The organism is Mesorhizobium sp. USDA 3734, assembly GCF_056279665.1.
Map to the genome: position 1 here is coordinate 7359953 of NZ_JBWCCW010000001.1, position 24124 is coordinate 7384076.

At 62.2% G+C, this 24124-nt stretch carries 24 protein-coding genes; 16 read left to right on the plus strand and 8 right to left on the minus strand.

Annotated elements, in window-relative coordinates:
* The first annotated feature begins 335 nt into the window (after positions 1–335).
* From ACZ89F_RS35345 to phoB, 7 genes are all read left to right on the plus strand, one after another.
* The gene (locus ACZ89F_RS35345) at positions 336–4916 is read left to right on the plus strand and encodes a PAS domain-containing protein (RefSeq protein WP_476096828.1); all 4581 of its coding nucleotides are present in this window, start codon (positions 336–338) and stop codon (positions 4914–4916) included.
* 513 nt (positions 4917–5429) lie between these two features.
* On the plus strand, positions 5430–6488 hold the full coding sequence (gene pstS / locus ACZ89F_RS35350; RefSeq protein ID WP_476096830.1) for a phosphate ABC transporter substrate-binding protein PstS: 1059 nt from the start codon (positions 5430–5432) through the stop codon (positions 6486–6488).
* A gap of 62 nt (positions 6489–6550) precedes the next feature.
* Entirely contained in the window at positions 6551–7540 is a 990-nt protein-coding gene (pstC, locus tag ACZ89F_RS35355; RefSeq protein ID WP_056587429.1) for a phosphate ABC transporter permease subunit PstC, read from the plus strand.
* Between the two features lie 3 nt (positions 7541–7543).
* Positions 7544–8395 (plus strand): phosphate ABC transporter permease PstA, encoded by an 852-nt coding sequence (gene pstA / locus ACZ89F_RS35360; protein WP_476096831.1) that lies wholly within the window; start codon positions 7544–7546, stop codon positions 8393–8395.
* Entirely contained in the window at positions 8392–9195 is an 804-nt protein-coding gene (gene pstB / locus ACZ89F_RS35365; RefSeq protein ID WP_476096833.1) for a phosphate ABC transporter ATP-binding protein PstB, read from the plus strand. The genes pstA and pstB overlap by 4 nt, the downstream gene beginning before the upstream one ends.
* 25 nt (positions 9196–9220) lie before the next feature.
* Positions 9221–9928: a phosphate signaling complex protein PhoU gene (gene phoU / locus ACZ89F_RS35370; RefSeq protein ID WP_476096835.1), complete on the plus strand. Its 708-nt coding sequence runs from the start codon at positions 9221–9223 to the stop codon at positions 9926–9928.
* A 19-nt stretch (positions 9929–9947) separates the two neighbouring features.
* On the plus strand, positions 9948–10637 hold the full coding sequence (gene phoB / locus ACZ89F_RS35375) for a phosphate regulon transcriptional regulator PhoB (protein WP_010911896.1): 690 nt from the start codon (positions 9948–9950) through the stop codon (positions 10635–10637).
* A gap of 16 nt (positions 10638–10653) precedes the next feature.
* On the opposite strand, the gene ACZ89F_RS35380 is transcribed toward phoB, so the two are convergent.
* Complete coding sequence (locus ACZ89F_RS35380) at positions 10654–11901, minus strand: ROK family protein (protein ID WP_476096837.1); 1248 nt, start codon at positions 11899–11901, stop codon at positions 10654–10656.
* Between the two features lie 270 nt (positions 11902–12171).
* On the opposite strand from ACZ89F_RS35380, the gene xylF reads away from it, so the two are divergent.
* From xylF to ACZ89F_RS35400, 4 genes are all read left to right on the plus strand, one after another.
* A complete protein-coding gene (gene xylF / locus ACZ89F_RS35385) occupies positions 12172–13212 on the plus strand; it encodes a D-xylose ABC transporter substrate-binding protein (protein ID WP_476096838.1) in 1041 nt (346 codons plus the stop codon).
* Between the two features lie 144 nt (positions 13213–13356).
* The gene (locus ACZ89F_RS35390) at positions 13357–14709 is read left to right on the plus strand and encodes a sugar ABC transporter permease (RefSeq protein WP_476096839.1); all 1353 of its coding nucleotides are present in this window, start codon (positions 13357–13359) and stop codon (positions 14707–14709) included.
* A gap of 10 nt (positions 14710–14719) precedes the next feature.
* A complete protein-coding gene (locus ACZ89F_RS35395) occupies positions 14720–15520 on the plus strand; it encodes an ATP-binding cassette domain-containing protein (RefSeq protein WP_013529276.1) in 801 nt (266 codons plus the stop codon).
* A gap of 151 nt (positions 15521–15671) precedes the next feature.
* Positions 15672–17300 (plus strand): CHASE domain-containing protein, encoded by a 1629-nt coding sequence (locus ACZ89F_RS35400; protein WP_476096840.1) that lies wholly within the window; start codon positions 15672–15674, stop codon positions 17298–17300.
* A 93-nt stretch (positions 17301–17393) separates the two neighbouring features.
* Here ACZ89F_RS35400 and ACZ89F_RS35405 read toward each other — a convergent pair whose 3' ends face one another.
* From ACZ89F_RS35405 to ACZ89F_RS35430, 6 genes are all read right to left on the minus strand, one after another.
* Positions 17394–17639: a YMGG-like glycine zipper-containing protein gene (locus tag ACZ89F_RS35405; RefSeq protein WP_015315393.1), complete on the minus strand. Its 246-nt coding sequence runs from the start codon at positions 17637–17639 to the stop codon at positions 17394–17396.
* Positions 17640–17724: 85 nt separating this feature from the next.
* Positions 17725–18051, minus strand: a complete 327-nt coding sequence (locus tag ACZ89F_RS35410; protein WP_476096842.1) for a hypothetical protein — start codon at positions 18049–18051, stop codon at positions 17725–17727.
* Between the two features lie 112 nt (positions 18052–18163).
* Positions 18164–18343 (minus strand): hypothetical protein, encoded by a 180-nt coding sequence (locus ACZ89F_RS35415; protein WP_476096843.1) that lies wholly within the window; start codon positions 18341–18343, stop codon positions 18164–18166.
* Positions 18344–18482: 139 nt separating this feature from the next.
* The gene (locus tag ACZ89F_RS35420; RefSeq protein ID WP_476096844.1) at positions 18483–19514 is read right to left on the minus strand and encodes a sensor histidine kinase; all 1032 of its coding nucleotides are present in this window, start codon (positions 19512–19514) and stop codon (positions 18483–18485) included.
* A gap of 184 nt (positions 19515–19698) precedes the next feature.
* Positions 19699–19866, minus strand: coding sequence for a DUF1328 domain-containing protein (locus ACZ89F_RS35425; protein ID WP_013529282.1), 168 nt, complete (start codon positions 19864–19866; stop codon positions 19699–19701).
* Positions 19867–20073: 207 nt separating this feature from the next.
* Positions 20074–20868 carry a response regulator gene (locus ACZ89F_RS35430; RefSeq protein ID WP_136618858.1) on the minus strand — a complete coding sequence of 265 codons (795 nt, stop codon included), beginning with the start codon at positions 20866–20868 and terminating at the stop codon, positions 20074–20076.
* A 223-nt stretch (positions 20869–21091) separates the two neighbouring features.
* Here ACZ89F_RS35430 and ACZ89F_RS35435 point away from each other — a divergent pair, with 223 nt between their 5' ends.
* Both ACZ89F_RS35435 and ACZ89F_RS35440 read left to right on the plus strand, forming a co-directional pair.
* The gene (locus ACZ89F_RS35435) at positions 21092–21295 is read left to right on the plus strand and encodes a NepR family anti-sigma factor (protein WP_476096845.1); all 204 of its coding nucleotides are present in this window, start codon (positions 21092–21094) and stop codon (positions 21293–21295) included.
* Between the two features lie 3 nt (positions 21296–21298).
* Positions 21299–21850 (plus strand): sigma-70 family RNA polymerase sigma factor, encoded by a 552-nt coding sequence (locus ACZ89F_RS35440; protein WP_476096847.1) that lies wholly within the window; start codon positions 21299–21301, stop codon positions 21848–21850.
* A 42-nt stretch (positions 21851–21892) separates the two neighbouring features.
* On the opposite strand, the gene ACZ89F_RS35445 is transcribed toward ACZ89F_RS35440, so the two are convergent.
* Entirely contained in the window at positions 21893–22297 is a 405-nt protein-coding gene (locus ACZ89F_RS35445) for a response regulator (RefSeq protein ID WP_476096849.1), read from the minus strand.
* Between the two features lie 127 nt (positions 22298–22424).
* Here ACZ89F_RS35445 and ACZ89F_RS35450 point away from each other — a divergent pair, with 127 nt between their 5' ends.
* The 3 genes from ACZ89F_RS35450 to ACZ89F_RS35460 all read left to right on the plus strand — a co-directional run bounded on the left by ACZ89F_RS35450 (position 22425) and on the right by ACZ89F_RS35460 (position 24112).
* Positions 22425–23186, plus strand: coding sequence for a Crp/Fnr family transcriptional regulator (locus ACZ89F_RS35450; protein ID WP_056587389.1), 762 nt, complete (start codon positions 22425–22427; stop codon positions 23184–23186).
* 129 nt (positions 23187–23315) lie between these two features.
* A complete protein-coding gene (locus ACZ89F_RS35455) occupies positions 23316–23642 on the plus strand; it encodes an ElaB/YgaM/YqjD family protein (RefSeq protein ID WP_476096851.1) in 327 nt (108 codons plus the stop codon).
* Positions 23643–23653: 11 nt separating this feature from the next.
* A complete protein-coding gene (locus ACZ89F_RS35460; RefSeq protein WP_476096852.1) occupies positions 23654–24112 on the plus strand; it encodes a hypothetical protein in 459 nt (152 codons plus the stop codon).
* The last annotated feature ends 12 nt before the right edge of the window (positions 24113–24124 follow it).

Consider the following 24124-nt stretch of genomic DNA (forward strand, 5'->3'; position numbering starts at 1 on the left):
AGTTGACATTCGGTGGCGGACGATCCCAGAAACGCCGGACATCGAGCGGTCTCGGGATGACGACGGTCCCGTCATAACTGCGCGAGCAGCCGCTGCCGAAAAGCAGCGCCAGCCCCATGAAAAAAGGCACAATCCGTCCAAGCATCAGCAATACCCCTGCCGGTGCTTATATAGCGGCTTCGATCCCGCCGACAACCGGGCGGAACAACGCAGGCGGTGCTGGCCGATATGTCTAACCGACCGTTAAGGTTAGCGGATCGTTAATGCTTCTCGGGCACATTCCGCCGACGAACCGCGGAGGAGGGTTCGGCCTTGGTTTTCGGGGTGGGGACGACATGGCGGAAGCGGACGAAACAATTGGCGCGCGCGGCAAGCGCGGGCCTCGCAAACCCACAGCGCATGGCGATGGTGCATCGTCGTCCGCCGCTTGCATGGACTCGACCGATGCGCTTCGCCAACTCGTCGAAGCCGGTTCGGACTGGATCTGGGAGACCGACGCCGAGCTGCGCTTCTCCTGGCTTTCTGAAAACTATCAGGCAGCCACCGGCATCGATCCGGCAAACGTGCTTGGCCGGTTCCGCTTCGACTTCCTCAACCAGGTCCTGGACGGCGACCGCAGTGGCGCCGCGCATCTGGAGGATCTGCAGGCGCACCGGCCTTTTCGCGACTTCGTCTATGAACTTAAGGGTGGAAGCGCCGATTGCCGCTGGGTTTTGACATCAGGCTTTCCAAGGTTCGACGGCGAGGGACGATTTGCCGGCTATCGCGGCATAGGCCGCAATGTCACGGCACTGGCCGGCGCCTTCAAAAGTCCGGGGCAGGGACCATCGACGGACGGCGAACCCGACCAGCATCTTCCCGACCAGCATCTGGCCGATCTCGAACGGACGATGGACGCCATGCACATGGGCGTCGTGCTCCTCGACGCCAGGCTCGACACGCTGATCGTCAACAAGGCCTATCGCGACCTCTCCAGGATTCCGGACGGCGCTGTCACCGTCGGCGCACCGTTCAGCCTGTTGATGGAACTCAACCGCCGCAACGGCATCTATGGCGACATCGACGAACAGCAATGGCAGCGCTACCTCGCCGCCCGTATCGACGAGATTCGTGCCGGCTCCGTCGCGCCGCGCGAGTTTGTCCACGCCGACGGCCGGACGATGATGTTCTCGGTGACGGCGCTGTCGGGGGGCAAGCGGCTGTTGACCTATTATGAGGTCACCGAGATCAAGAACCGCGATGCCGAGATCGAGAGCGCCAACGCCAAAATCGCCGAGACCTTCTCCAATCTCCACACGATGGTCGATCAGATGCCGATCGGTGTCCTCGTCCTCGATGCCGATATGCGCGCCGAAGTCATCAACCGCGCCTTCTACGATTTCTGGCAGATCGACGCCCGGCGCGCCGAGATCGGCTGCAGCTTCCGCGATCTTATGGACGCCAGCCGCGACATCGATCCGTATGGTTCCGACGACGCGACATGGCAGCAGCACATAGCCGAGCGCGAGGCGGAAATCAGGGCCGGGACCGCCGAATCGCGGCAGTTCCCGCGCAATGACGGCCGCACGCTGATATCGTCGATGGCGCCGCTGGCCGGCGGCAAGCGGCTGATCTCCTATGTCGACGTCACCGATATGAAGGACCGCGAGGCCGAACTTGCCGACGCGCTGGAGAAAGCGCGACTGGCGGAAGCTGTGATCAACGCCGTCAAGGATCCGATCTTCGTCAAGGACGACCATCTGCGCTTCGTTTTCGTCAACGAGGCGTTCGCCGCCTTGTTTGGCCAGACGCCGCAAGCCATGCTCGGCAAACCCGGCGGCGCGTTCCTCTCGACGAACGACACCGCGCTTTTCGAGCAGAGCGAACTGGACGTGCTTGCCACCGGGCACCCGTACGAAGTGGAAGAGAATTTCGAGGCCGATGGCGCAAGCCGCTCGCGCATCGTCAGGAAGAGCCGCGTCGGCATGGCCAGCGGCCGCAACTACGTTGCTGGTTTCCTGTTCGACATTTCCGACATGAAGCGCCGCGAGACCGAGGCCGAGGAAGCGCGCAAGCATCTCGCCAGCGTGCTGGAATCCCTGCCGGCGGCCGTTATCATCTACGATCGCGACGACAAGTTCGTTTTCGCCAACCGCAAGATCCAGGACACGCTGCCGGCCTTGAAGCCGGCATGGCAGCCCGGTTGTACATTCCGCGAGGCGCTCGTGCTGGGCCATGCGAACGGCTATTTCCGCAGCAGCGGCGACCCGCAAGTCGACAAGCTCTACGACGACGATCCCGATCGCTGGCTGGATGCGATCCTCGCCCGCTACCGCTTGCCCAACTCCTCCTACGAGCGCCACAATCCCGACGGCCGCTGGTATCAGGTCTATGACATGCGGACCGACGATGGCACTTTCATCGGCGTGCGGGTCGACATCTCCGAGATCAAGAGCCGCGAAGCGGCATTGCGCGACTCGATGCGCCAGATCGATCTGTTCCGACACGTGCTGGACGAGTTGCCGGTGGCCGCCTTCATCAAGGCGCAGGATCTAAGCATCGAATTCGTCAACAAGGCCTGGTGCGCGATAACCGGCTTCGCCAAGGAGGATGTCATCGGCCGCACCGACCGCCAGCTGTTCGGCGCGCAGGACGCCGATGGCTACAGTCAGGACGACACGCAAGTCGCCGTGACAGGCGCCGTCAGGGAGGTCGAAGAACCCGTCACCCATCGCGACGGCACGGTTCGGCAATTGATGACGCGCAAGAGCCGCCTGGTGGCGCTGGACGGGTCGGTGCATCTGGTCGGTTCCAGCACCGACATCACCGACGTCAAGGCGCGCGAGCGTGCGCTGGAGGAGAGCATGCGCGAGAACGAGGTGTTCCGCAGCCTGATCGACAATGTGCCGGTGTCGATCTACGCCAAGCGCTCCGACCTCAGGCAGTTCTACGTCAACAAGGGCTGGTGCGATCTCACCGGTTTCAGCAAGGAAGAGGCTATCGGCAAGACCGACATCGAGATCTTCGGGCCGGATGGCCAAGCCTTCGTCGACAGCGACCTTGCGGTGCTGCGCACCGGTGAAACGCAGGAGGTCGAAGAGACCGTGACGGCGGCCGACGGCAGCGTCAGGCATCAATTTGCCCGCAAGGGGGCGATGATCGCCTCCGACGGGTCGCTCTACCTGATCGGCTCGACCACCGACATCACCGAGTTGAAGACGCGCGAGGCGGAATTGCGCGAGGCCCGGCAGCGCGCCGTGCTCGCCGATCGCGCCAAATCGGAATTCCTCGCCAATATGAGCCACGAGATCCGCACGCCGATGAACGGCGTGCTCGGCATGGCCGAACTCCTGGCCAAATCGGACCTCGACCCGAAGCAGAAGACGTTTACCGACATCATCGTGAAATCGGGCAACGCGCTGCTCACCATCATCAACGACATACTGGACTTCTCCAAGATCGATGCCGGTCAGCTGGTGCTCGATCCGGCGCCCTTCAATCTTGCCGAGGCGATCGAGGATGTGGCGACGCTGGTGTCGACACGCGCCAAGGAGAAGGACCTCGAGCTCATCGTGCGCGTCGAGCCTCGTCTCGAAAATCTGTTCATCGGCGATGTCGGCCGCATCAGGCAGATCGTCACCAACCTGCTCGGCAACGCGGTGAAATTCACCGATGAAGGCCATGTGCTGGTCGACGTCACCGGGGAGAGGGTTCCGACCGGGACGAAGCTGACGATCTCGGTCACCGATACCGGCATCGGTATCCCCGAGGAAAAACTGAAACTCGTGTTCGAGAAATTCAGCCAGGTCGACACCTCGTCGACGAGGCGGCACGAGGGAACCGGCCTCGGCCTCGCCATCACCTCGCGGCTGGTCGAGCTGATGGGCGGCGACATCGGGGTCGAGAGCGCCGAAGGCAAGGGCTCGACCTTCTGGTTCTCGGTGACGCTGCCGCGAGCCGGACAGCAGAACGGACAACGCATCATGCCGATCGACGTGACCGGCGCGCGCGTGCTGATCGTCGACGACAATGCCGTCAACAGGGCCATCCTGACCGAGCAGATGACATCGTGGACGTTCGATTCCTGCGCGGCCGAAAGCGGCGCCGAGGGTCTCAAGGTGCTGATCGCCGCCGCCGCCTATGGCGTGCCGGTCGATTGCGTCGTGCTCGACTACCAGATGCCTGAGATGAGCGGCGCCGAAACGGCGCGGATCGTGCGCAACACCGCCGGCCTTGCCGGCACGCCGATCATCATGCTGACTTCGGTCGACCAGTCGCTCGCCAACACCAGCTATCGCGATCTCGGCATCGATGCCCAGCTGATCAAGCCGGCGCGCTCATCGGTACTGCTGGAAACGCTGGTCGCTACCATCCAGCGGCATCGCCACAACACGAGTGGCAGCGACGCGCTGCCGCTCGCAGCCGACGTCGCTGCAAACAATGTTGCGCGGCCGCAGCCCTCTGCGCCTTCCGAACAGCGGGCGCTGCTGCAGCCGCCTTCGATTCGCCCCCGGCCATCCGTGGCGGGTGGCGGCGACAGACTGGACATCCTGGTGGCCGAGGACAACGAGGTGAACCAGATGGTGTTCACCCAGATTCTCGGCGAGACCGGTTATGGTTTCGAGATCGTCGGCAATGGCCGCAAGGCGCTCGACGCCTTCGGCCGGCTCAATCCGTGCATGATCCTGATGGATGTCTCGATGCCGGAGATGAACGGGCTGGAGGCGACCGCCGCCATTCGCAGGCTGGAGGAAGAAACCGGCACGCATGTGCCGATCGTCGGCGTCACCGCGCATGCGCTGAAGGGCGATCGCGAGCGCTGCCTGGAGGCCGGCATGGACGACTATCTGCCCAAGCCGATCAGTCCACGGGCCCTGCTCGAGAAGGTCGAGCGCTGGATCGGCGCCAGCCGCCAGGCCCAGCGCAACGCCGGGTAAGGGATTCTCGTCGCACCTGCTGGCGAGAAGCCATGCGGAGATTCGTGACGCGTCGCGCGTGCAGCACCATGGTGCGATCGCACCATATCAAAACTGTGCCTGATCGAGACAATGACCATATTCGAATTCCGCTCTTCCCAGTTACGGGCGGGAGCAGCGACCGCCGGCATGAGACAGCGTCAACCTACCCCAACGGACCTGTTTTCGGCGATGGCCCGGCCACGACACCGTCTGGCCGAGAGCAACGCGCTCCCGTCCGGATTTTCTTTGCCGAGGCGGCGATGCCGAAACCGCGGGCCAGCCGTGGTCTGAAACGGCGCAAGTGCCTGATTCCCGGAGCAAAGCCGGGCTCTATCGCGAGCGCCTGCCGGCCGGCATTTTCCTCACTCCGATGACGCGTTACCGGGGTGACATCAAACTGTCATGCGACTGTAATAATCGAAGGCTATTGGCCTCAGCGGGCGCCGAGAGGAATGGCGCCGAGAGACCATCTTCCGAACAGGAGCAGGCCACATGAGACATTTCATCCGCTCGGCGGCCGTTGCGATTGCAATGGCCGCGGCGTCCACCCTCACCCTTTCCGCGGCAATGGCTGCGGACATCTCCGGTGCTGGCGCCACTTTCCCCTATCCGATCTACGCGAAGTGGGCTGATGCCTACAAGAAAGAGACTGGCAACGGTCTCAACTACCAGTCGATCGGCTCTGGCGGCGGCATCAAGCAGATCAAGGCCAAGACTGTTACCTTCGGCGCCTCCGACGCGCCGCTGAAAGGCGAGGATCTCGAGTCCATCGGGCTCGTCCAGTTTCCGATGGTGATGGGCGGCATCGTCCCCGTCGTCAATCTGGAAGGCATCAAGCCGGGCGAACTGGTTCTCGACGGCCCGACCCTTGGCGACATCTTCATGGGCAAGATCACGCAGTGGGACGACGCCGCGATCAAGAAGCTCAATCCGGATGCCAAGCTGCCTTCGCAGGCGATCGCGGTGGTGCATCGCTCCGACGGTTCGGGCACCACGTTCAACTTCAGCTACTATCTCGCCGACGCCAACGCGGACTGGAAGTCGAAGGTCGGCGTCAACACGGCACTCGAGTGGCCGGTTGGCATCGGCGCCAAGGGCAATGAGGGCGTTGCCAACAACGTCTCGCAGACCGGCGGTGCGATCGGCTATGTCGAATACGCCTATGCCAAGCAGAACAAGCTCACCTACACCGACATGATGAACAAGGATGGCAAGAAGGTTGAGCCGACGGCTGCAGCCTTCTCGGCCGCGGCCGCCAATGCCGACTGGAACTCGCAGCCGGGCTATGGCGTCATTCTCGCCAACCAGGCGGGTGCGGAATCCTGGCCGATGACGGCGGCAACATGGGTTCTTCTGTACAAGAAGCCCGATGATGCCGCTGCCACGGGTGAAGCGCTCAAGTTCTTCGCCTGGTCCTATGCCAAGGGCGACGAGATGGCCAGCGAACTCGACTACGTCCCGATGCCTGACAACGTGGTCAAGAGCATTGAGGAGACCTGGGCCAAGGAAGTCGTCGGCAGCGACGGCAAGCCGATCTACTCGGCCATGTAATCCTTGACAGGGAGGGCGCCTTCCAGGCGCCCTCCCGTTTTTCTTTCGAACGCGAGGGCTAGATGACTACCGTTTCCGAAGCCATGCCATCGTTAGCCGCCATGCAGGCCAGGGAAGCGACGGTGCGGCGCTTCGCGCTCACGGATGCGATTTTCCGGGCGGCCACACGCTTCTCCGCCATTCTCGTTCTGCTGATCCTGGGCGGCGTCGCGATTTCGCTGTTCGTCGGATCATGGCAGGCGATGTCGACTTTTGGCGTATCGTTTCTGACAACCGAGAGCTGGAATCCGGTCACCGAGAAGTTTGGTGCGCTGGCGCCGATCTACGGCACCGTCGTCACCGCGGCCATCTCCATCCTGATTGCGGTGCCGATCGGCATCGGCATTGCGATATTCCTGACCGAGCTGTGCCCGCGCCCGCTGCGTAGGCCGATCGGCATCGCGGTCGAACTTCTGGCCGGCATCCCATCGATCATCTATGGCATATGGGGCCTGTTCATCTTCGCTCCTTTCGTGCAGACCACGATCCAGCCTTTCTTCATCAATCTTTTCCATGACGTCCCGGTATTATCGAGCCTCTTTGCCGGCCCGCCCTACGGCATCGGCCTGCTGACATCGTCGATGATCCTTGCCATCATGGTGCTGCCCTTCATCACCTCGATCACCAAGGACGTCTTCGACACGGTGCCGGCGGTGCTGAAAGAGTCCGCTTACGGCATTGGCTGCACGACCTGGGAGGTTACGCGCCGCGTCGTCATTCCCTACACCCGCGTCGGCATCATGGGTGGTGTCATGCTGGGATTGGGCAGGGCACTTGGCGAGACCATGGCGGTGACCTTCGTCATCGGCAATGCGCACCGTATCAGCGCCTCGCTGTTCGCGCCTGGCACGACGATTTCAGCGACCATCGCCAATGAATTCACCGAGGCCGATGGCGAGCTTTACACGTCATCGCTGATTGCTCTGGGCCTGATCCTTTTCGTCATCACCTTCCTGATCCTTGCCATCGCACGTTACATGCTGATGCGCATCGATCGCCGAACCGGAGCCTGACCGATGTCGACAGCCACATCGCTTCACCGCCGTCGCAAGACGAGGAATTCCGTGATGATGACGCTTTGTCTGGTCGCGGCGGGCATCGGCCTTGCCTGGCTGGCGCTCATTCTCGGCGCGCTTCTCTACAAGGGTCTCGCAGGCCTTTCGTTGTCGGTGTTCACCGAAATGACGCCGCCGCCCGGCGATGCCGGTGGCCTGCTCAACGCCATCTATGGCAGCGTGGTGATGACGGTCATCGCCGTCATCGTCGGCACGCCGATCGGCGTGCTGGCCGGGACCTATATGGCCGAGTATGGCCGCTTCTCGCGCCTCACCACGATCGTGCGCTTCATCAACGACATCCTGTTGTCCGCACCGTCGATCATCATCGGCCTGTTCGTCTACGAGCTCCTGGTGCGGCCGATGGGGCATTTCTCGGCCCTTGCCGGTTCCGTCGCGCTCGCCATCCTCGTCATCCCGGTTGTCGTGCGTACCACCGAAGACATGCTGAATTTGGTGCCGAACGCCTTGCGCGAAGCCGGCACCGCGATCGGCGCGCCGCGCTGGGTGGTCATCAAGTCGGTGGCCTACCGTGCCGCGCTTTCCGGTATCGTCACCGGCATCTTGCTGTCGATCGCCCGCATCTCCGGCGAGACGGCACCGCTGCTCTTCACAGCGCTCAACAACCAGTTCTGGTCGAGCAATCTCAACGCGCCGATGGCCAGCCTGCCTGTCACCATCTTCCAGTTCGCTCTCAGCCCTTACGAGGAATGGCAGCAACTGGCCTGGACCGGTGCACTCATCATCACATTGACGGTTCTCGCGCTCAGCATCGTTGCTCGCAGCCTGACCGGACGCAGAGAGGACAAATGAGCCAGATGTTGTCTCCAGACATGACGATCGCTGCCGAGGCAGCCGCCAAGATCAAGATCGAGGTGAAGAACCTCAACTTCTACTACGGCCAGTCGAAGGCGCTGAAGGACATCACGCTGTCCTTGCCCGAGCGCAGCGTCACCGCCTTCATCGGGCCTTCGGGTTGCGGGAAGTCGACGCTGCTGCGCGTCTTCAACCGCATCTACGAACTCTATCCCAAGCAGACCGCCGAGGGTCAGGTGCTGCTTGACGGCCAGAACGTCCTCGACCGCTCGCAGGATCTCAACCTGCTGCGGACCAAGATCGGCATGGTGTTCCAGAAGCCGACGCCATTTCCGATGTCGATCTATGAAAACATCGCTTTCGGCGTCAGGCTCTATGAAAAGCTCAGCAAGTCCGAGATGGACGGCCGTGTCGAGCAGGCGCTGAAGCGCGCGGCACTCTGGACCGAGGTCAAGGACAAGCTCAACGCCAGCGGCCTCAGCCTCTCCGGCGGCCAGCAGCAGCGGCTCTGCATCGCCCGCACCGTGGCGGTGAAGCCGGAAGTCATCCTGCTCGACGAGCCGGCCTCGGCGCTTGACCCGCTGTCGACCGCCAAGATCGAAGAGCTGATCGACGAGTTGCAAGCCGACTACACGATCGTCATCGTCACCCACAACATGCAGCAGGCGGCGCGCGTGTCGAAGCAGACGGCCTTCATGTATCTGGGCGAACTGGTCGAGTTCGACCGCACCGAGAAGATCTTCACGTCGCCCCGCGAGAAGCGCACGCAGGACTACATCACCGGCCGCTTCGGCTGAGTTCAGGCATACGAGGGACAAGATCATGGGCGAACACACAGTCGCTTCTTTCGACGAGGATCTCGGACAGATCAGCAGGCTCATCAGTGACATGGGCGATCTCGCCGGCTCGATGGTCGGTGGCGCCACCAAGGCGCTTTTGAATTCCGACAACGCCCTGGCACAGCGCGTCGTCTCCGACGATGCGATCATGGATGCGCGCCAGCGCGAGCTCGACGACCGCGCCATCACCTTGATCGCCAAGCGGCAGCCGATGGCCGACGATCTGCGCCATGTCGTCGGTTCGATCCGCATGGCCGGCGATCTCGAACGCATCGGCGACCTTGCCAAGAACATCGCCAAGCGCGTCGGCACCGTCGGCCTCAGCGTCACGCCGCGCGAGTTGTCGCATTCCATCGACGCAATGGCGCAGCTGGTGCTGATCCAGGTGCAGGGCGTGATCGAGGAGTATGCGGCCCGCGACGCCGCGGCCCTGGCAAAACTGCGTGCCGACGACGAACGCATCGACGTCAAATACACCTCGGTGTTCCGCGAACTCCTGACCTACATGATGGAAGACCCGCGCAACATCACGGCCTGCACGCATCTGTTGTTCTGCGCCAAGAACCTCGAGCGCATCGGTGACCATGTGACCAACATCGCCGAAAATGCCTATTATGTTCTGACCGGCACGCAGCTGCCCGCCAATCGTCCGAAGCAGGACGAGACGGCAATGTCCGCGCCGGCGGCATGACGACAGGGGTGACCAGTCTATGATCGCGCCACGCATCATGGTGGTGGAGGATGAGGAGCCGCTAGGCGTGCTGCTCCGCTACAATCTCGAATCCGAAGGCTACCAGGTCGAGGTGGTGACGCGCGGCGACGAGGCCGAGATCCGGCTGCAGGAGAACGTTCCCGACCTTCTGGTGCTCGACTGGATGGTGCCTGCGGTTTCCGGCATCGAACTCTGTCGTCGGCTAAGAATGCGTCCCGAGACCGAGCGGCTGCCGATCATCATGCTGACCGCGCGCGGCGAGGAAAGCGACCGCGTGCGTGGCCTGTCGACCGGCGCCGACGACTATCTGGTCAAGCCGTTCTCGACACCGGAATTCATGGCTAGGGTAAAGGCGCTGCTGCGCCGCGCCAAGCCGGAAGTGCTGTCCAGCGTGCTCAAGGTCGGCGACATCGTGCTCGATCGCGAGTCGCACCGGGTCTATCGCAAGAAGAGCGAGATCCGGCTCGGGCCGACCGAATTCCGCCTGCTCGAGTTCATGATGCGCCATCCCGGCCGCGTGTTCTCGCGCAGCCAACTGCTCGACAATGTCTGGGGCGAGACGATCTATATCGACGAGCGCACGGTCGATGTGCATGTCGGCCGGCTGCGCAAGGCGGTCAACAATGGCCGCATGCCGGATGTCATCCGCACCATTCGTGGGGCCGGATACGCGATCAGGGAAGACTGAACTCCCTCGTTTGAACTCACGCCACGTTCTTGCCGGTGAGGCCGGATCTCGTCTGCGCGCCGGGTGCAAAAATCTCCTGGTCGACGAAGGTCAGCGCGCGCATGGCGCAGCCTTCGCGGATCAGCGGCAGTTCGTTCGGCTCGGTGTCGAAGGAAATCGATTTCGAGTGCTGGCCGCCGGCGGTCTGGGCAATCGCCTTGCGCAATGCGGGCTCGATCAGGTCGAAGGCAGCGGCGCTGACGCCGACCATGGCAACGGGCGCCGGATCGATCAGCGCGAACAGGCTGCCGAGACCGTAGCCGAGCGCTTCGCCGGCCTTGCGATAGGCCTCGCGCTCGGGGCCATCCTTTTCGCGGGCCGCGGTCGCCAAGGCGCGCATGTCGGCGTCGCTGACATCGGCGACGGGTTCTGCGTCCTCACCCAACTGCCTGGCGTTGCGCCAGATGGCGTAGTTGCCGGCATAAGCTTCGACGCAGCCGCGCCGTCCGCAGCGACACAGCGCACCGTTCGGCTGATGGATCATGTGGCCGAACTCACCGCCCGAGGAATGAGTGCCGGTGAACAGCTCGCCCTTCAGCACCAGGCCCATGCCGATGCCGTGCGACAAAAGGATGGCGATGAAATCGTCGCGGTAGCGATCAGGATCTCGCCATCGCAGCGCTATCGCCATCATGTTGCAGTCGTTTTCCATGGTGGCGGGGATGCCGAACTCGTCCTCGAGTATGTCGGCGAAGGCGATGTCGGTGTGCGGCGTGATCGGCGACCACAACATGGCGCGGGCGCGGGTGTCGGTGATGCCCTGGATCGCCAGCGCGATGCGGGCGACGCTGCGGACGTCAAGGTCGGGGTCCTCAAGACGGCGCCGCACGATGGCGACGCATTCGCCGATCAGCGCCTCGCGGGACATCGTCAATGTGTCCAGCCGGCGCTGTTCCTCTGATATCACTTGGCCGGCATAGTCGATGACGGCGACGGAGAGAAAATTCAGCGACAGCACCACGGTCATCACCGCCGCCGCTTCCGGATTGAGGCCGAGGCCGACCTGCGGCCGGCCGCGTTTGAGCGAGCCGGCCTCGCTTGGTTTGCTTTCGGTCAGGATGCCTTCGCCGATCAGGTCGGAGGAGATCGCCGATATGGTCGAGTGGCTGAGGCCCGTGGTCGCGGCGATCTCGGTGCGTGATGGTTGTCCGGCGCGGCGCACGGCCGCAATCACCATCGCCCGGTTGCGCCGGCGCAAATCGTCGTGGCGGATTCCGACCGACATGTTTACTCAAGTCCTCCCGGTCGCCGCGGCTCTCCGTGCCCCTCGAACGCTGTCGGCAACGCAGGCAAATACTGGCAGAAGCCGCCCACTCTGTCATTTATTTATTCCGGAGCTCGAAAAAAATTCGCGAGCACATCAAAATCCATCAGAATCAATGTTGACAGCGTTCGGGTGTTGGACCAGTATTTTTTCGAGGCTCGAAAAAATAGAGCCTCTGTGCCGGCCTTCGGGTCAGTTTGGTCGCGCCATACGCGGCGCAGGGAGGATATTATGAAAAGATTCACAGCCGCCATCCTGGCGGGTGCCGCCATGTCGCTGACGCTCGCGTCGGTTGCGCAGGCGAAGGACAAGGTCATTGGCGTTTCGTGGTCCAACTTCCAGGAAGAGCGCTGGAAGACCGACGAGGCCGCCATGAAGACGGCGATCGAGGCCGCCGGCGACAAGTACATCTCCGCCGATGCGCAGTCCAATCCCGGCAAGCAGCTTACCGATGTCGAAAGCCTGATCTCGCAGGGCGCCAATTCGCTGATCATCCTGGCGCAGGATGCCTCGGCCATCGGCCCGGCGGTGCAGAAGGCGCTGGACGAAGGTATTCCGGTCGTCGGCTATGACCGTCTGATCGAGAACAAGGACGTCTTCTATCTGACCTTCGACAATAAGGAAGTCGGCCGCATGCAGGCCCGCGAAGTGTTCAAGGTCAAGCCGGAAGGCAACTATGTCTTCATCAAGGGTTCGGGTGCCGATCCGAATGCCGACTTCCTGTTCTCGGGCTCGATGGAAGTGCTCAAGGAAGCCATCGACAGCGGCAAGATCAAGAATGTCGGCGAGGCCTATACGGACGGCTGGCTGCCCGCCAACGCCCAGAAGAACATGGAACAGTTCCTCACCGCCAACGACAACAAGGTCGATGCCGTGGTCGCGGCCAATGACGGCACAGCCGGCGGCGTCGTCGCGGCGCTGACGGCGCAGGGCCTTGCCGGCACCGTGCCGGTCTCGGGTCAGGACGGCGATCACGCCGCGCTGAACCGCATCGCGCTCGGCACGCAGACCGTGTCGGTGTGGAAGGACGCGCGCGAACTCGGCAAGAACGCCGCAGAGATCGCCTCGCAGCTCGCCGACGGCAAGAAGACGAGCGACATCGCCGGCGCCAAGGACTTCACGACGCCTGGCGGCAACACCGTCAAGTCGCTGTTCCTGACCCCGGTTGCCATCACCAAGGACAATCTCAACGTGGTCATCGACGCCGGCTGGATCAAGAAGGACGAAGTCTGCGCGGGCGTCGCCGCCGGCACCGTCGCGGCCTGCAACTGATCTGGATCACGTCGAAATATCTGAACGCCGCGGCCTAAAAGCCGCGGCGTTTTCTCAAAAAGATTTGTGTTTCCGCATCACGCGGATAGCTTCTAGGCTGGGTTCCGGCATCCGCGTCAGACGGCCAGCCGGTGGGAGGAAATCATGACCGATACGACGTCCAACCCGCAGGCCGACACAGCACGTGCGTCGGAACTCGGCGCGGTCGCCCGGTTCCTGAAGGCGACCGAGATCGATACCCGCATGCTCGGCATGATCGGCGCCCTGCTGATCATCTGGATCGGGCTGCATGTCATTTCCAGCCTGCGCCTTGGCGTCAATCCGCTCGATTTCGACAGCCGCACCTTTCTCACGCCGCGCAATCTGTGGAATCTGTCGGTGCAGACATCGGCGGTCGCCATCATGGCCTGCGGCATGGTGCTGGTCATCGTCATGCGCAACATCGACCTCTCCGTCGGTTCCGCCGAAGGCCTGATCGGCATGGTGATGGGCTTTGCCCAGGTGCATTTCCTGGTCCGGTTTGTCGGGCTCGAACTCGGCAATCCGTGGATCTGGGTCCTGGCATTGGTCATCGGCCTGGCGCTCGGCCTGCTGATCGGGGCCTTTCAAGGCTTCGTCATCGCATATCTCGAAGTGCCCGCCTTTATCGTGACGCTGGGCGGACTGCTGGTCTGGCGCGGTGCCGCCTGGTGGGTCACATCAGGCCAGACGGTGGCACCGCTTGACGCCACCTTTCAGCTCATGGGCGGCGGGCCATCGGGATCGATCGGCGCGACCTGGAGCTGGGTCGTCGGGGTCGTCGCCTGCCTCGCCGTGGTGTTTGCGCTGTTCAACGGGCGGGTGCAGCGCAAGCGTTTCCGTTTTCCGCTGCGTCCGATCTGGGCCGAGACGCTGCTCGGCGTCGTCACCTGCGCCGTCATCATGGGTGCGGTCTGGCTCGCCAATTCCTATCCCTGGCCGATCGGCATCGTGAACAGATATGCGGCCGCCAACAACATCACCGTTCCCGAAGGTGGCCTGTTCATCGCTCACGGCATAGCCATACCGGTGTTGATGGCGATCGCCGTCGGGCTGGTCATGACCTTCATCACCAACCGCACCCGTTTCGGCCGCTATGTCTTTGCCATCGGCGGCAATCCCGAGGCTGCCAATCTCGCCGGCATCAACACGCGCTGGATCACCATGAAGGTGTTCATGATCATGGGCGTGCTGGCGACGATCGCCGCCGCGATCTCCTCGGCCCGGCAGAATTCGGCGACCAACGTGCTTGGAACTCTGGACGAACTGCTGGTCATTGCCGCCGCCGTCATTGGCGGCACATCGCTCGCCGGTGGCTCGGGAACGATCATCGGTGCCATGCTTGGCGCGCTGCTGATGCAGTCGCTGCAGTCCGGCATGGTGCTGCTCGGCGTCGACTCGCCGCTGCAGAGCATCGTCGTCGGCGCCGTGCTGGTCATCGCCGTCTGGCTCGACACCGTTTATCGCAAGCGCGTCTAGGAGGCATGCCATGACTGACAAGACTGCTCCTGCAGCCACCGCGCTGATCGACATGAGGAACATCTCGATCGCCTTTGGCGGCATCCGCGCTGTCGACGACGCCTCGATCGATCTCTTCCCGGGCGAGGTCGTGGCGCTGCTCGGCCATAATGGCGCCGGCAAGTCGACGCTGATCAAGATACTGTCCGGCGCCTACAAGCGCGACTCCGGCCAGATCTTCGTCAATGGCGAGGAGGCATCGATCTCCAACCCGCGCGACGCCAAGAAGTATGGCATCGAGACGATCTACCAGACGCTGGCATTGGCCGACAATGTCGACGCCGCCGCCAACCTTTTCCTCGGCCGCGAGTTGATGACCGCCTGGGGCACGCTCGACGACGTCGCCATGGAGGCAGAGGCGCGCAAGGTGATGGGCCGGCTCAACCCCCGCTTCCAGCGCTTCAAGGAGCCGGTGATCAAGCTGTCGGGCGGACAGCGGCAATCGGTGGCGATCGCGCGCGCCATCCTGTTCAACGCACGCATCCTGATCATGGATGAGCCGACGGCAGCGCTTGGTCCGCAGGAAACGGCGCAGGTCGGCGAACTGGTCAAGCAGCTCAAGTCCGACGGCATCGGCATCTTCCTGATCAGCCACGACATCCACGACGTGTTCGAGCTCGCCGACCGGGTCTGCGTCATGAAGAACGGCCAGGTCGTCGGCACGGCCCGCACCACTGACGTGACCCAGGACGAGGTGCTCGGCATGATCATTCTGGGCAAATGCCCGCCCGGCGCCATTCCTGGACCGGGGGCGCTGAAGATCGCGGCCTGAGACCGCTGAAGATTGCGGCCCGAGGTCAGACCAGATCGCGGGTTGCCGATCACGTGATGTGCCAGCCGTCAGCATGGCTTGGCCTTGCCATTGTGTTGGCGCGGCGACTTGCCCATAAAGGTCTCAATTCGCTCAGGGACCACATCATCCGTTGAAGAAGCTTTTTCCAATCGTCGCGTTCATCGCCGTTGCGCTGATCAGCATGACGATGGCGGGGTTTGCCTATTTCGCGACGCAAGAGGCCGCCCGCATCAAGTTCGAAGCGACGGCCGACGACGCGCTCAACCGGATCGAGAGCCGCATCGACCTGCATTTGTCGCTGCTGCGCTCGACGCAGGCCCTGTTCGACGCCCGCAACGGCGATATTTCCGGCAACGAGTTCAAGGCGTTCTTCAAAGCGCTCGATGTCGACAACAATTTTGCCGGCTTGCGCGGCATCGGCTATGTCAGGCTGGCGAAGGCCGGAGACGAGGCGGCGGTCGAACGCGATATGCTGCGCGACCATGGCGTCAACCATCCAATCTATCCTGACACCACGCAGCCCTGGCGCACCCCCATCGTGCTGTTCGAGCCGCTCGACCCGTCCAACCAGGGTAGCATCGGCTACGACATGTTCAGCGAACCGGTGCGGCGCGCGGCGATTGAAAAGGCGATGTCGGATGACCACCAGCACGCCAGCGGGCTGGTGCAGCTGGGCCAGGACACGGGTGCCGCGCAGACGTTCACCGGCTTCCTCGTCTTCGTGCGGCTCAATGTCGAAACCGCGCCCGACGTCATCAATGCGTCCAGATCCTCCACGGCGGGTTTTCTCTATGCGGCCTTTCGGGCTCGCGACCTGTTCCAGACCGCGCTCAGCCGGTCGCCGCTGCTTCCGGTCAACACCGAAATCTACGACGGCGAGGGCGCGGTGAACGGCGACAATCTGTTGTTCCGCTCGGAGACGCCCCCGGCTTCGACCTTCGGGGACAGGCTGCTGGTCACCCGCAAGATCATGGTGGCCGGCCGGCCATGGACTGTCCTGTTCCGGCCGACGAGCGCCTTCTCGCAGCCGTCGTCGCGCGCCATTCCGGTGATGCTGGGGCTGTTCGGCCTGTTGCTGGCGGGCGCCATCGCGCTGGTGGCGCGGTATCAGGAGCGGGCCTATGAGGCGGCGTCGCGCTTGCACGAAACGACGGAAAAGAGCCTGCTCGAAAAAGACCTGATGCTGCAGGAGATGAAGCATCGCATCAAGAATTCGATCACCAGGGTGCTGGCGATCGCACGCCAGACGGCATCGCGGGCCACTGACGTCAACGAGTTTTCCGCATCCTTCTCGGCCAGGCTGCAGGCGATGGCGGCATCCCAGGACATGCTGACGCGCTCGCGCTGGCAGAAGGCCGATCTTGGCGATCTCCTGCGCATCGAGCTAGGGCAGGTGTTCGGCAAGGAGCTGCCCGATGAGCTGTTGTCGGGGCCACAGGTGCTGCTCGACGAAACCACGACGCAAGCGCTGGGCCTAACCTTCCACGAACTGGCGACGAATGCGCTGAAATACGGCGAAGCCGGCAATTCCGTTGGGGCGCTGAAGGTGGACTGGTCGGTCGAAGGGCGCGGGCGCGACAGGATGCTGGCTCTCAACTGGCGCGAAACCGGGCAGAAGAAACTCGAAGCGCCCGCCAAGACCGGATTCGGCACCAAGCTGATCGATCTCAACGTCACGCGCGAATTGCGCGGTACGATCAAGCGTGATTTCCGGGCCAATGGGCTGAACGTCGAAATCAAAATTCCCCTGGCAAGTTGACGGCGATCGTCAGGCGGCCAGGATCAAGCATCCAGACATAGAAAATCCGGAGGCCGGCAGGCCGGTCTCCGGATCGTTTCAATTATCGCCGAACTAGTTGCAGCGCGCCGTGTAGATCCGGCCGCGATGATCGCGATACTGGCAATAGCCATTGCGCAGGTTGCGCACCAGCAGGCCGGAACCGGCACCAACTGCCGCGCCGATCAGCGCGCCCTTGCCGCCGCCGACCAGGCCGCCGACACCAGCGCCGATCAAGCCGCCGCCAACCACGTCCTGCTCCGTCGAGGTGCAGCCGCTGACCGCGACCACAGCAACCATGGCAATAAGTATCTTCCGCATAGAGTCACTCCTCACTTTTTGTCCTCACTTTAAATAAGCTCCGACCGCCATTTAGCATGAAATGGCGCCCTTTGCCCGCCTGAATTTATTGTTGGCTAAGATAGTCTTTTTCGGGACGCGTCATGTTCGACGCAACCATGATATTTGAGATTTCCAACGATGCGTCAAGACTGCCGTCCCGACCAACCTTCCACACGACCTGATCGTAGTCATCTTCTAGCCCCGGGTCGACCGCAAGGCACTTGGCGACGATGTGCTGGGCTTGCCCCTGCACGTCACCCATGGCGAATGGCCGTTCGGCGACACATTGGTCGGCGGTTTCGAAAACACTGACAGGGACCTGAAGCTCACGGCAATCGGCCATCGTGTTTGAGCAGCCGATGACCAGCAGCAATGCGGCGATGTGTTCCATGGCGAAAACGTCCTCTCGCCACAGTAACGGTCCACATTCCGCAAAGTTCCTGCACTGCAAGACCTACCAGCGAATTAACATGGAGTGATCGGAGGGCCGCAGCGCGCGGAGGTCAGTAAGCCAGCTGGAAGAGGACGACCGCGACGACAAGCGCGGTTAGAGCCAGAGCGACAAGGCGCAAGGAAGCGTGAGGAACAGGAGGCAGCGGCGGCGCGGATGTCTCGGAGTCTTCAAACGCGCCCATGGAGATCCGAGCGGCCTGTTCCAGTCTGTTCATGTCGGCAACCGTCAAGGCATTCCTCCCGCACCATGCTGCAAGTCCTGCTGCGGAAATGTCCGACGGTGCAACAGGTTCCAGCGGTATCTGGGAAATACAGCATCGGCTTTTATGGTGAACAGCTGGTTAAGGACCTGGCGCAGATGCGGGTCGCTCAATCCGTCTCGAAATTGCCGTGTGGAACGACAAGGCGGTACTCGAGGCGACCAGCCGCGATTTCAAGCGTCGCCGTGCCATTCAGCGATGCCGGCACGACCCGTTCGAGCGCGACACTGCCAAAGCGCTTCTCGCTGCGCCTGTTGTCATTGGCTCCGATCGCTTCGGCCCACGTCAGCGACAGGGAGGTCCCGTTGTCGTCGGCGGTCAGGTTGGCTGTAACCTCGACGAATCCATCGGGCCGTGACAGCGCGCCATAACTCACCGAGTTGACGGCGAGTTCATGCATGGCAAGGCCGATGTGCAGGGCGGCGTTCGGATTGAGATAGGGGTTTGCTCCCTGAAAACGCAGGCTGCGAACCGGATCCCCGCCGTAGCGGCCGACCTGCCCCGATACCAGTTCGCGAAGTGCGGCACCTCGCCAGTTGGAAGAGGTGACGAGATCCTGGGACGAAGCCAACGACTGCAGCCGGCCGCGAAAGCGTGTCAGGAAATCACCGATGCCGTCGGAGTAGCGCCCGGTCTGGGTGGCTATGCTTTGAATGATCGCCAGCAGGTTCTTCGAGCGATGACTGACTTCGCGCAGCAGCGTCGTTAGCGTCTGCTCACGGCGTTTCTGTTCGGTCGTTTCGACCATCGTGGTGACGACGCCTTGCACCGTGCCGCCATCGCCGTGGTCGGCATCGATCCAGACTTGAAACCAGCGGATGCCATCCTCGACGGGAACGCTGATCTCGAGACGTTGTGGGTTGCCGGATGCGACGACGTCGCGCTTGGCCGCGCCGATGCGGTCGGCCTGCGCCACCGGCAGGATACCGTTGCTGTCGGCGGTGTCGGAAACCCAGGGCGCGCGCATGTTGCGCGCCCATACGGTTTTCATCTCGCGATCCTGATAGAGAACGGAAATACCGGCATTGTGCAACGCATGAAGGAGAGCTCGGCCAAGCTGCATGCCGCTTTCGGCAGGATGCAGGGCGATGACCTCATCGCTTTGCACGTCGTCCTTCCTATCTCCGGTTCTGGAACGCATCGGCCAATCTGTCCACCCAACTCAGGCTGAACGGCTCACGATTGAATGGGTTCCAAAAGAGGTTTCCCGAAAATCAGCCGCTAAAAAACGGTCCGCCGGACGGTGCCCTTTGCAGGATACCGCCCGGCGGTGGCTGGAAACCGTTTGAGGGGTGCGGCTTCCAGTGTTCGGTCGCCGTTCGTCCTCACGATGCCCGTTTGAACAGGCCCGCGAGAAGCGAAATGACCAAGAAAGCGAGGAAGATGAAAAACAATATCTGCGCGATGCCGGCAGACGTACCGGCGATGCCGCCGAAACCAAGCGCGCCGGCGATGATCGCCACGACGAGAAATACGAGCGCCCAGTAAAGCATGATCCATCTCCTTCGAATGGTGTGATGAAAACGTGGGTAGATGCGGTTTGTTCCACCCTTTGCCGAAAAAGGCGATGCTTGCAAATCGTTCGGAGCAGGAGGCGCGGGAATTTCGCCGACGACGGTTCCGGCTTGCGAAAAGGCCGCCCGATGTATCGCATCGAGCGGCCTTCAATGTCGTGCCGTGCTGTCAGGAGTGCTGCGAGCCTATGCCGCGGCTTTCGCCTGACGGTCGAAGAACAGCGCCTGGCTGATCAGCGCCTTGACCATGTCGGGATTGAACGGCTTGGTGACCAGGAAGGCCGGCTCGGGACGCTCGCCAGTCAACAGACGCTCGGGAAAGGCGGTGATGAAGATGACCGGCACCGATGTCGACGACAGGATCTCGTTCACGGCTTCAATGCCCGAACTGCCGTCGGCAAGCTGGATGTCGGCCAGCACCATCTTCGGCCGTGTCTTGCCGAACATCATCACCGCCTCGGCATGGGTGCGCGCCGTTCCGACGACGCGGTGCCCGAGGCTCTCGACCATTTCTTCTATATCCATGGCGATCAGCGGTTCATCCTCGATGATCAGCACGTCGGTTGCCACCTGGCGGGATATCTCGTTGCTTGCCTGGGCAAGCAACTCGGAAAACTCCTGGTCGCCGACATCGAGGATCTCGGCCGCCTCGTCCTCGCTGAAGCCTTCGACGGCAACGAGCAGGAAGGCCTGGCGCGGGCGCGGCGCGATTGCATTCAGATTGGCGGCGGCGCGCTGTTCCCATGCTGATTGCGCGTGCTCCTGGGGAACGCGGATGGCCACCGATGTGAACAGCTTGGCAAAAACCTTATACAGAGCGATGCGGTCGCTCGATGCTTCAGGAAAGATTTCGACATCGGCGATGATGGCTTCGAGCATCGCGGCGACCAGCGCATCGCCACTCTCCTGCGATCCGGAAACGGCCCGCGAGAAGCGGCGCAGGAATGGCAGGTTCGGCGCGATGGTGGCGGATAAGCTCATGGTAAGACGTCTCCCTCAGAATGACGTGATTGCATAGATTGCCGGTCAAGCTGATTGCAAGCCCGGTCAAACAACGCCGGTCTTGAGAAAAAGTTCCGGCCTTGATGGAACTAATGCGTGGGGACGGCGTTTGAGGTCGGGATGGGCAACCAGACGAGGGTGTCGCTTGCGTTGTGTTGAGTAATATTGTGAGCGGCTTGGGCGCTGGGAATACAAGGGCGAAATGAAGGATATGACGAAAGATATTCTGGCTGGCGCCGAGAGCAGGCGCCGGAACGGTTCCGGTGACGCCCTTGGGCCGAACTCCGAAATCGGGCGCAAACTCAAACAATATTACGACGAGCTGATCTCCGACGATGTGCCGGATCGCTTTTCCCAGTTGCTTAGCCAGCTGGAACGGGCCGAACCCGCACAGAAGAAGGACTGAGGCATGGCTGCGGTCTCCCAAGGCTTCAAGACAGATCTGCTTGGGGCAATCCCAAGTCTGCGCGCCTTTGCGGTGTCGCTGACGCAAAACGCCGACAAGGCCGACGACCTCGTCCAGGAAACGCTGGTCAAGGCATGGGACAAACACGAGAGCTTCCAGCCGGGCACCAATCTCAAAGCATGGCTTTTCACCATCCTGCGCAATGAATTCTATTCGCAGATGCGCAAGCGTGGACGTGAAGTGCAGGATAGCGACGGCATCATGACAGCTAGGCTTGCCGTTCATCCGGCCCAGCATGGTCAGCTCGACCTGAAGGATTTTCGCGGGGCGCTGGAGCAATTGCCGGAGGACCAGCGCGAAGCCATTATCCTCATTGGCGCGTCGGGTTTCTCCTACGAGGAGGCCGCCGAGATTTGCGGTTGCGCGGTCGGGACGATCAAGAGCCGCGTCAGCCGAGCCCGCACGCGCTTGCAGGAGATCCTGAAAATATCAGGCGAAGACGAGTATGGCCCGGATGCGATTTCGACCCAGGTAACGGGTTCTCAGGCCAGCTGACTTGCGATCGCCAGGCGCGATCCGCAAAGATCGGGATCGCGCTCAACCGGGAGAAGCGCGTCCGCAGGCCGCCGCCACCGCTTGCACGAGGTCTTCACCCGAATAGGGTTTGCCGACCAGCCTGACGCCCGGAAAGGATGCCTTGATTTCATCGGCATCCGAATAGCCTGACGCAAACACGAAAGGTACGCCTGCCGCGTGCAGCCCCGAGGCGAAATCGAGTGTCGAGGCGCCGCCTAGCATGAGGTCGACAATGGCTGCGTCGAATTGCGTCGCGACCTCCCGGCCATCGACCTCGGTCAGATCGCGGGCGATGACCACCTCACCGGCGCCATGATCACGGCAAAGCTGCTCGACATCCATGGCGATGAGAAATTCGTCCTCCAGGACGAGAATCCGCAATCCGTCAAGCAATGTGGGCACAGGCAACGACTCCTTGAAACGCATGGAGTCATGATCGCTAATTGGCGTGCTGTCATTTAAAAAAGACATGTGGCCGGTGGCGGAACCTCAATCCTTGAAACGCGTTGAAATGCAGCTCTTCCAAAGAGCGGGCTTTCGAAGAGGGGTCGAAATGTCAGCCCAGAACAGTCGCGCCTTCTCCAGCCGTCAATATCCTTGCGAGAACTGCCCGTTGCGGCCGTTGCCGATTTTTCGCGACTTCGAAAAACAGGAGCTGGCCTTCATCAGTACATTCAAGAAGGGCGAACTCGCCGTCGACAAGGGGGCTACCGTGTTGGTCGAGGGTAGCCACAGCGCCCATCTCTACACCGTTCTCTCCGGCTGGGCGTTCCGCTACAAGCTGTTGCGAGACGGCCGCCGCCAGATCCTCAACTATCTCATGCCCGGCGATCTGATCGGCCTGCAGGGCAGTGTGATGGGCGAGATGCAGCATTCCGTCGAGGCCCTGTCGCCGATGCTACTGTGCGTTTTCGAGCGTGAGTATCTGCACGAGCTCTACCGCAATCATCCAGGGCTCGCCTACGACATCACCTGGATCGCATCGCGCGAAGAGCGCATGCTGGATGAAAATCTGCTCAGCCTCGGGCGGCGCAGCGCGATTGAGCGCGCCGCCTATCTTATCGCCTTCATCGCCAGCCGGGCCAAGGTCGTCGGGTTGAACGGCAAACAGTCCATCCAGATACCGATCACGCAACAACACATCGCCGACACCCTCGGCCTGTCGCTGGTTCATACAAACAAGACGATCCGCAAGCTGATGGATCGCAAGCTGATCGTCTGGCGCGACGGCGGTTGCGAGGTCACCGACATCGAAGGACTCAAGCGGCTGGCTGGATGGGAAGGGCTGGGCGAAGCGCGCCGGCCGCTGATTTGACGAAGCGCCTTTTTGCCAGAGCCGTCGGATCGGGTGCGCGCGGATCCGTTTTCGGCTACTTTGTCCCCAATGCCGGAACCTTGAGGCGCACGGCGCGTTTGAAATCGAGCAATCACAAGGAGTTAAGCCATGGCAACTGCCGCAGGAAAGACCGCAAACGACGCCCGCGCAAATTCGGACCTGGAAGCCGACATCAGGCAATTGAAGGCCGACATCGACAAGCTCACCAAGCAATTGGCCAAGACCGGCGAGCACGGCTATGGCACTGCCCGTCGCGCGGCCACGGAAGGGGTCGAGCAGCTGCGCGCGCAGGGCGAAGCAGCCTTCGACAGTCTGCGCAGCAACGCCAAGGACATCGAAGCGCAGATGATGGCAAGCGTGCGTGAAAAGCCGGTGACGTCACTGGCGATCGCTGCCGGCGTCGGCTTCCTCTTCGCGCTCATCGCACGTCGCTAGTCGCATTGCAGATGGGAATGCTCGCATCCCTGATTTCGGGTCTCGCCTCGGGCGAAACCGTTGCCGCCATGCGCCGGGCGCGCACGGCGGCAATCGTTTATGGGCTCGCCCTGTCGGCAGCGCTGTGTGGTCTCGGCTTTCTGGTCGGCGCAGCCTATATCTGGGCGGCGGTGCGCTACGGGTCGCTTGCCGCCGCACTGGGCTTTGGCGCCGGTTTCCTGGTGCTTGCCGGGCTGATCCTGCTGATTTACCAGATATCCGCAGGCTCGCGCGCCCGGCGTCGGGCGCAACGCCGCAATGCCGACATGAAGGCGATCGGCATCACCGCCGCACTCGCCGTGCTGCCGACCTTGCTCAAGGGAAAAGGCGGTCTCGGCGTCATTCTGGGTCCGGCCTTGGCGCTCGCGGCTTACGCGATCTACCGCGAGAATGTGAAATCCGACGATCCGGATGAGAGCGACCGGAAATAGAACTGTGTTTCA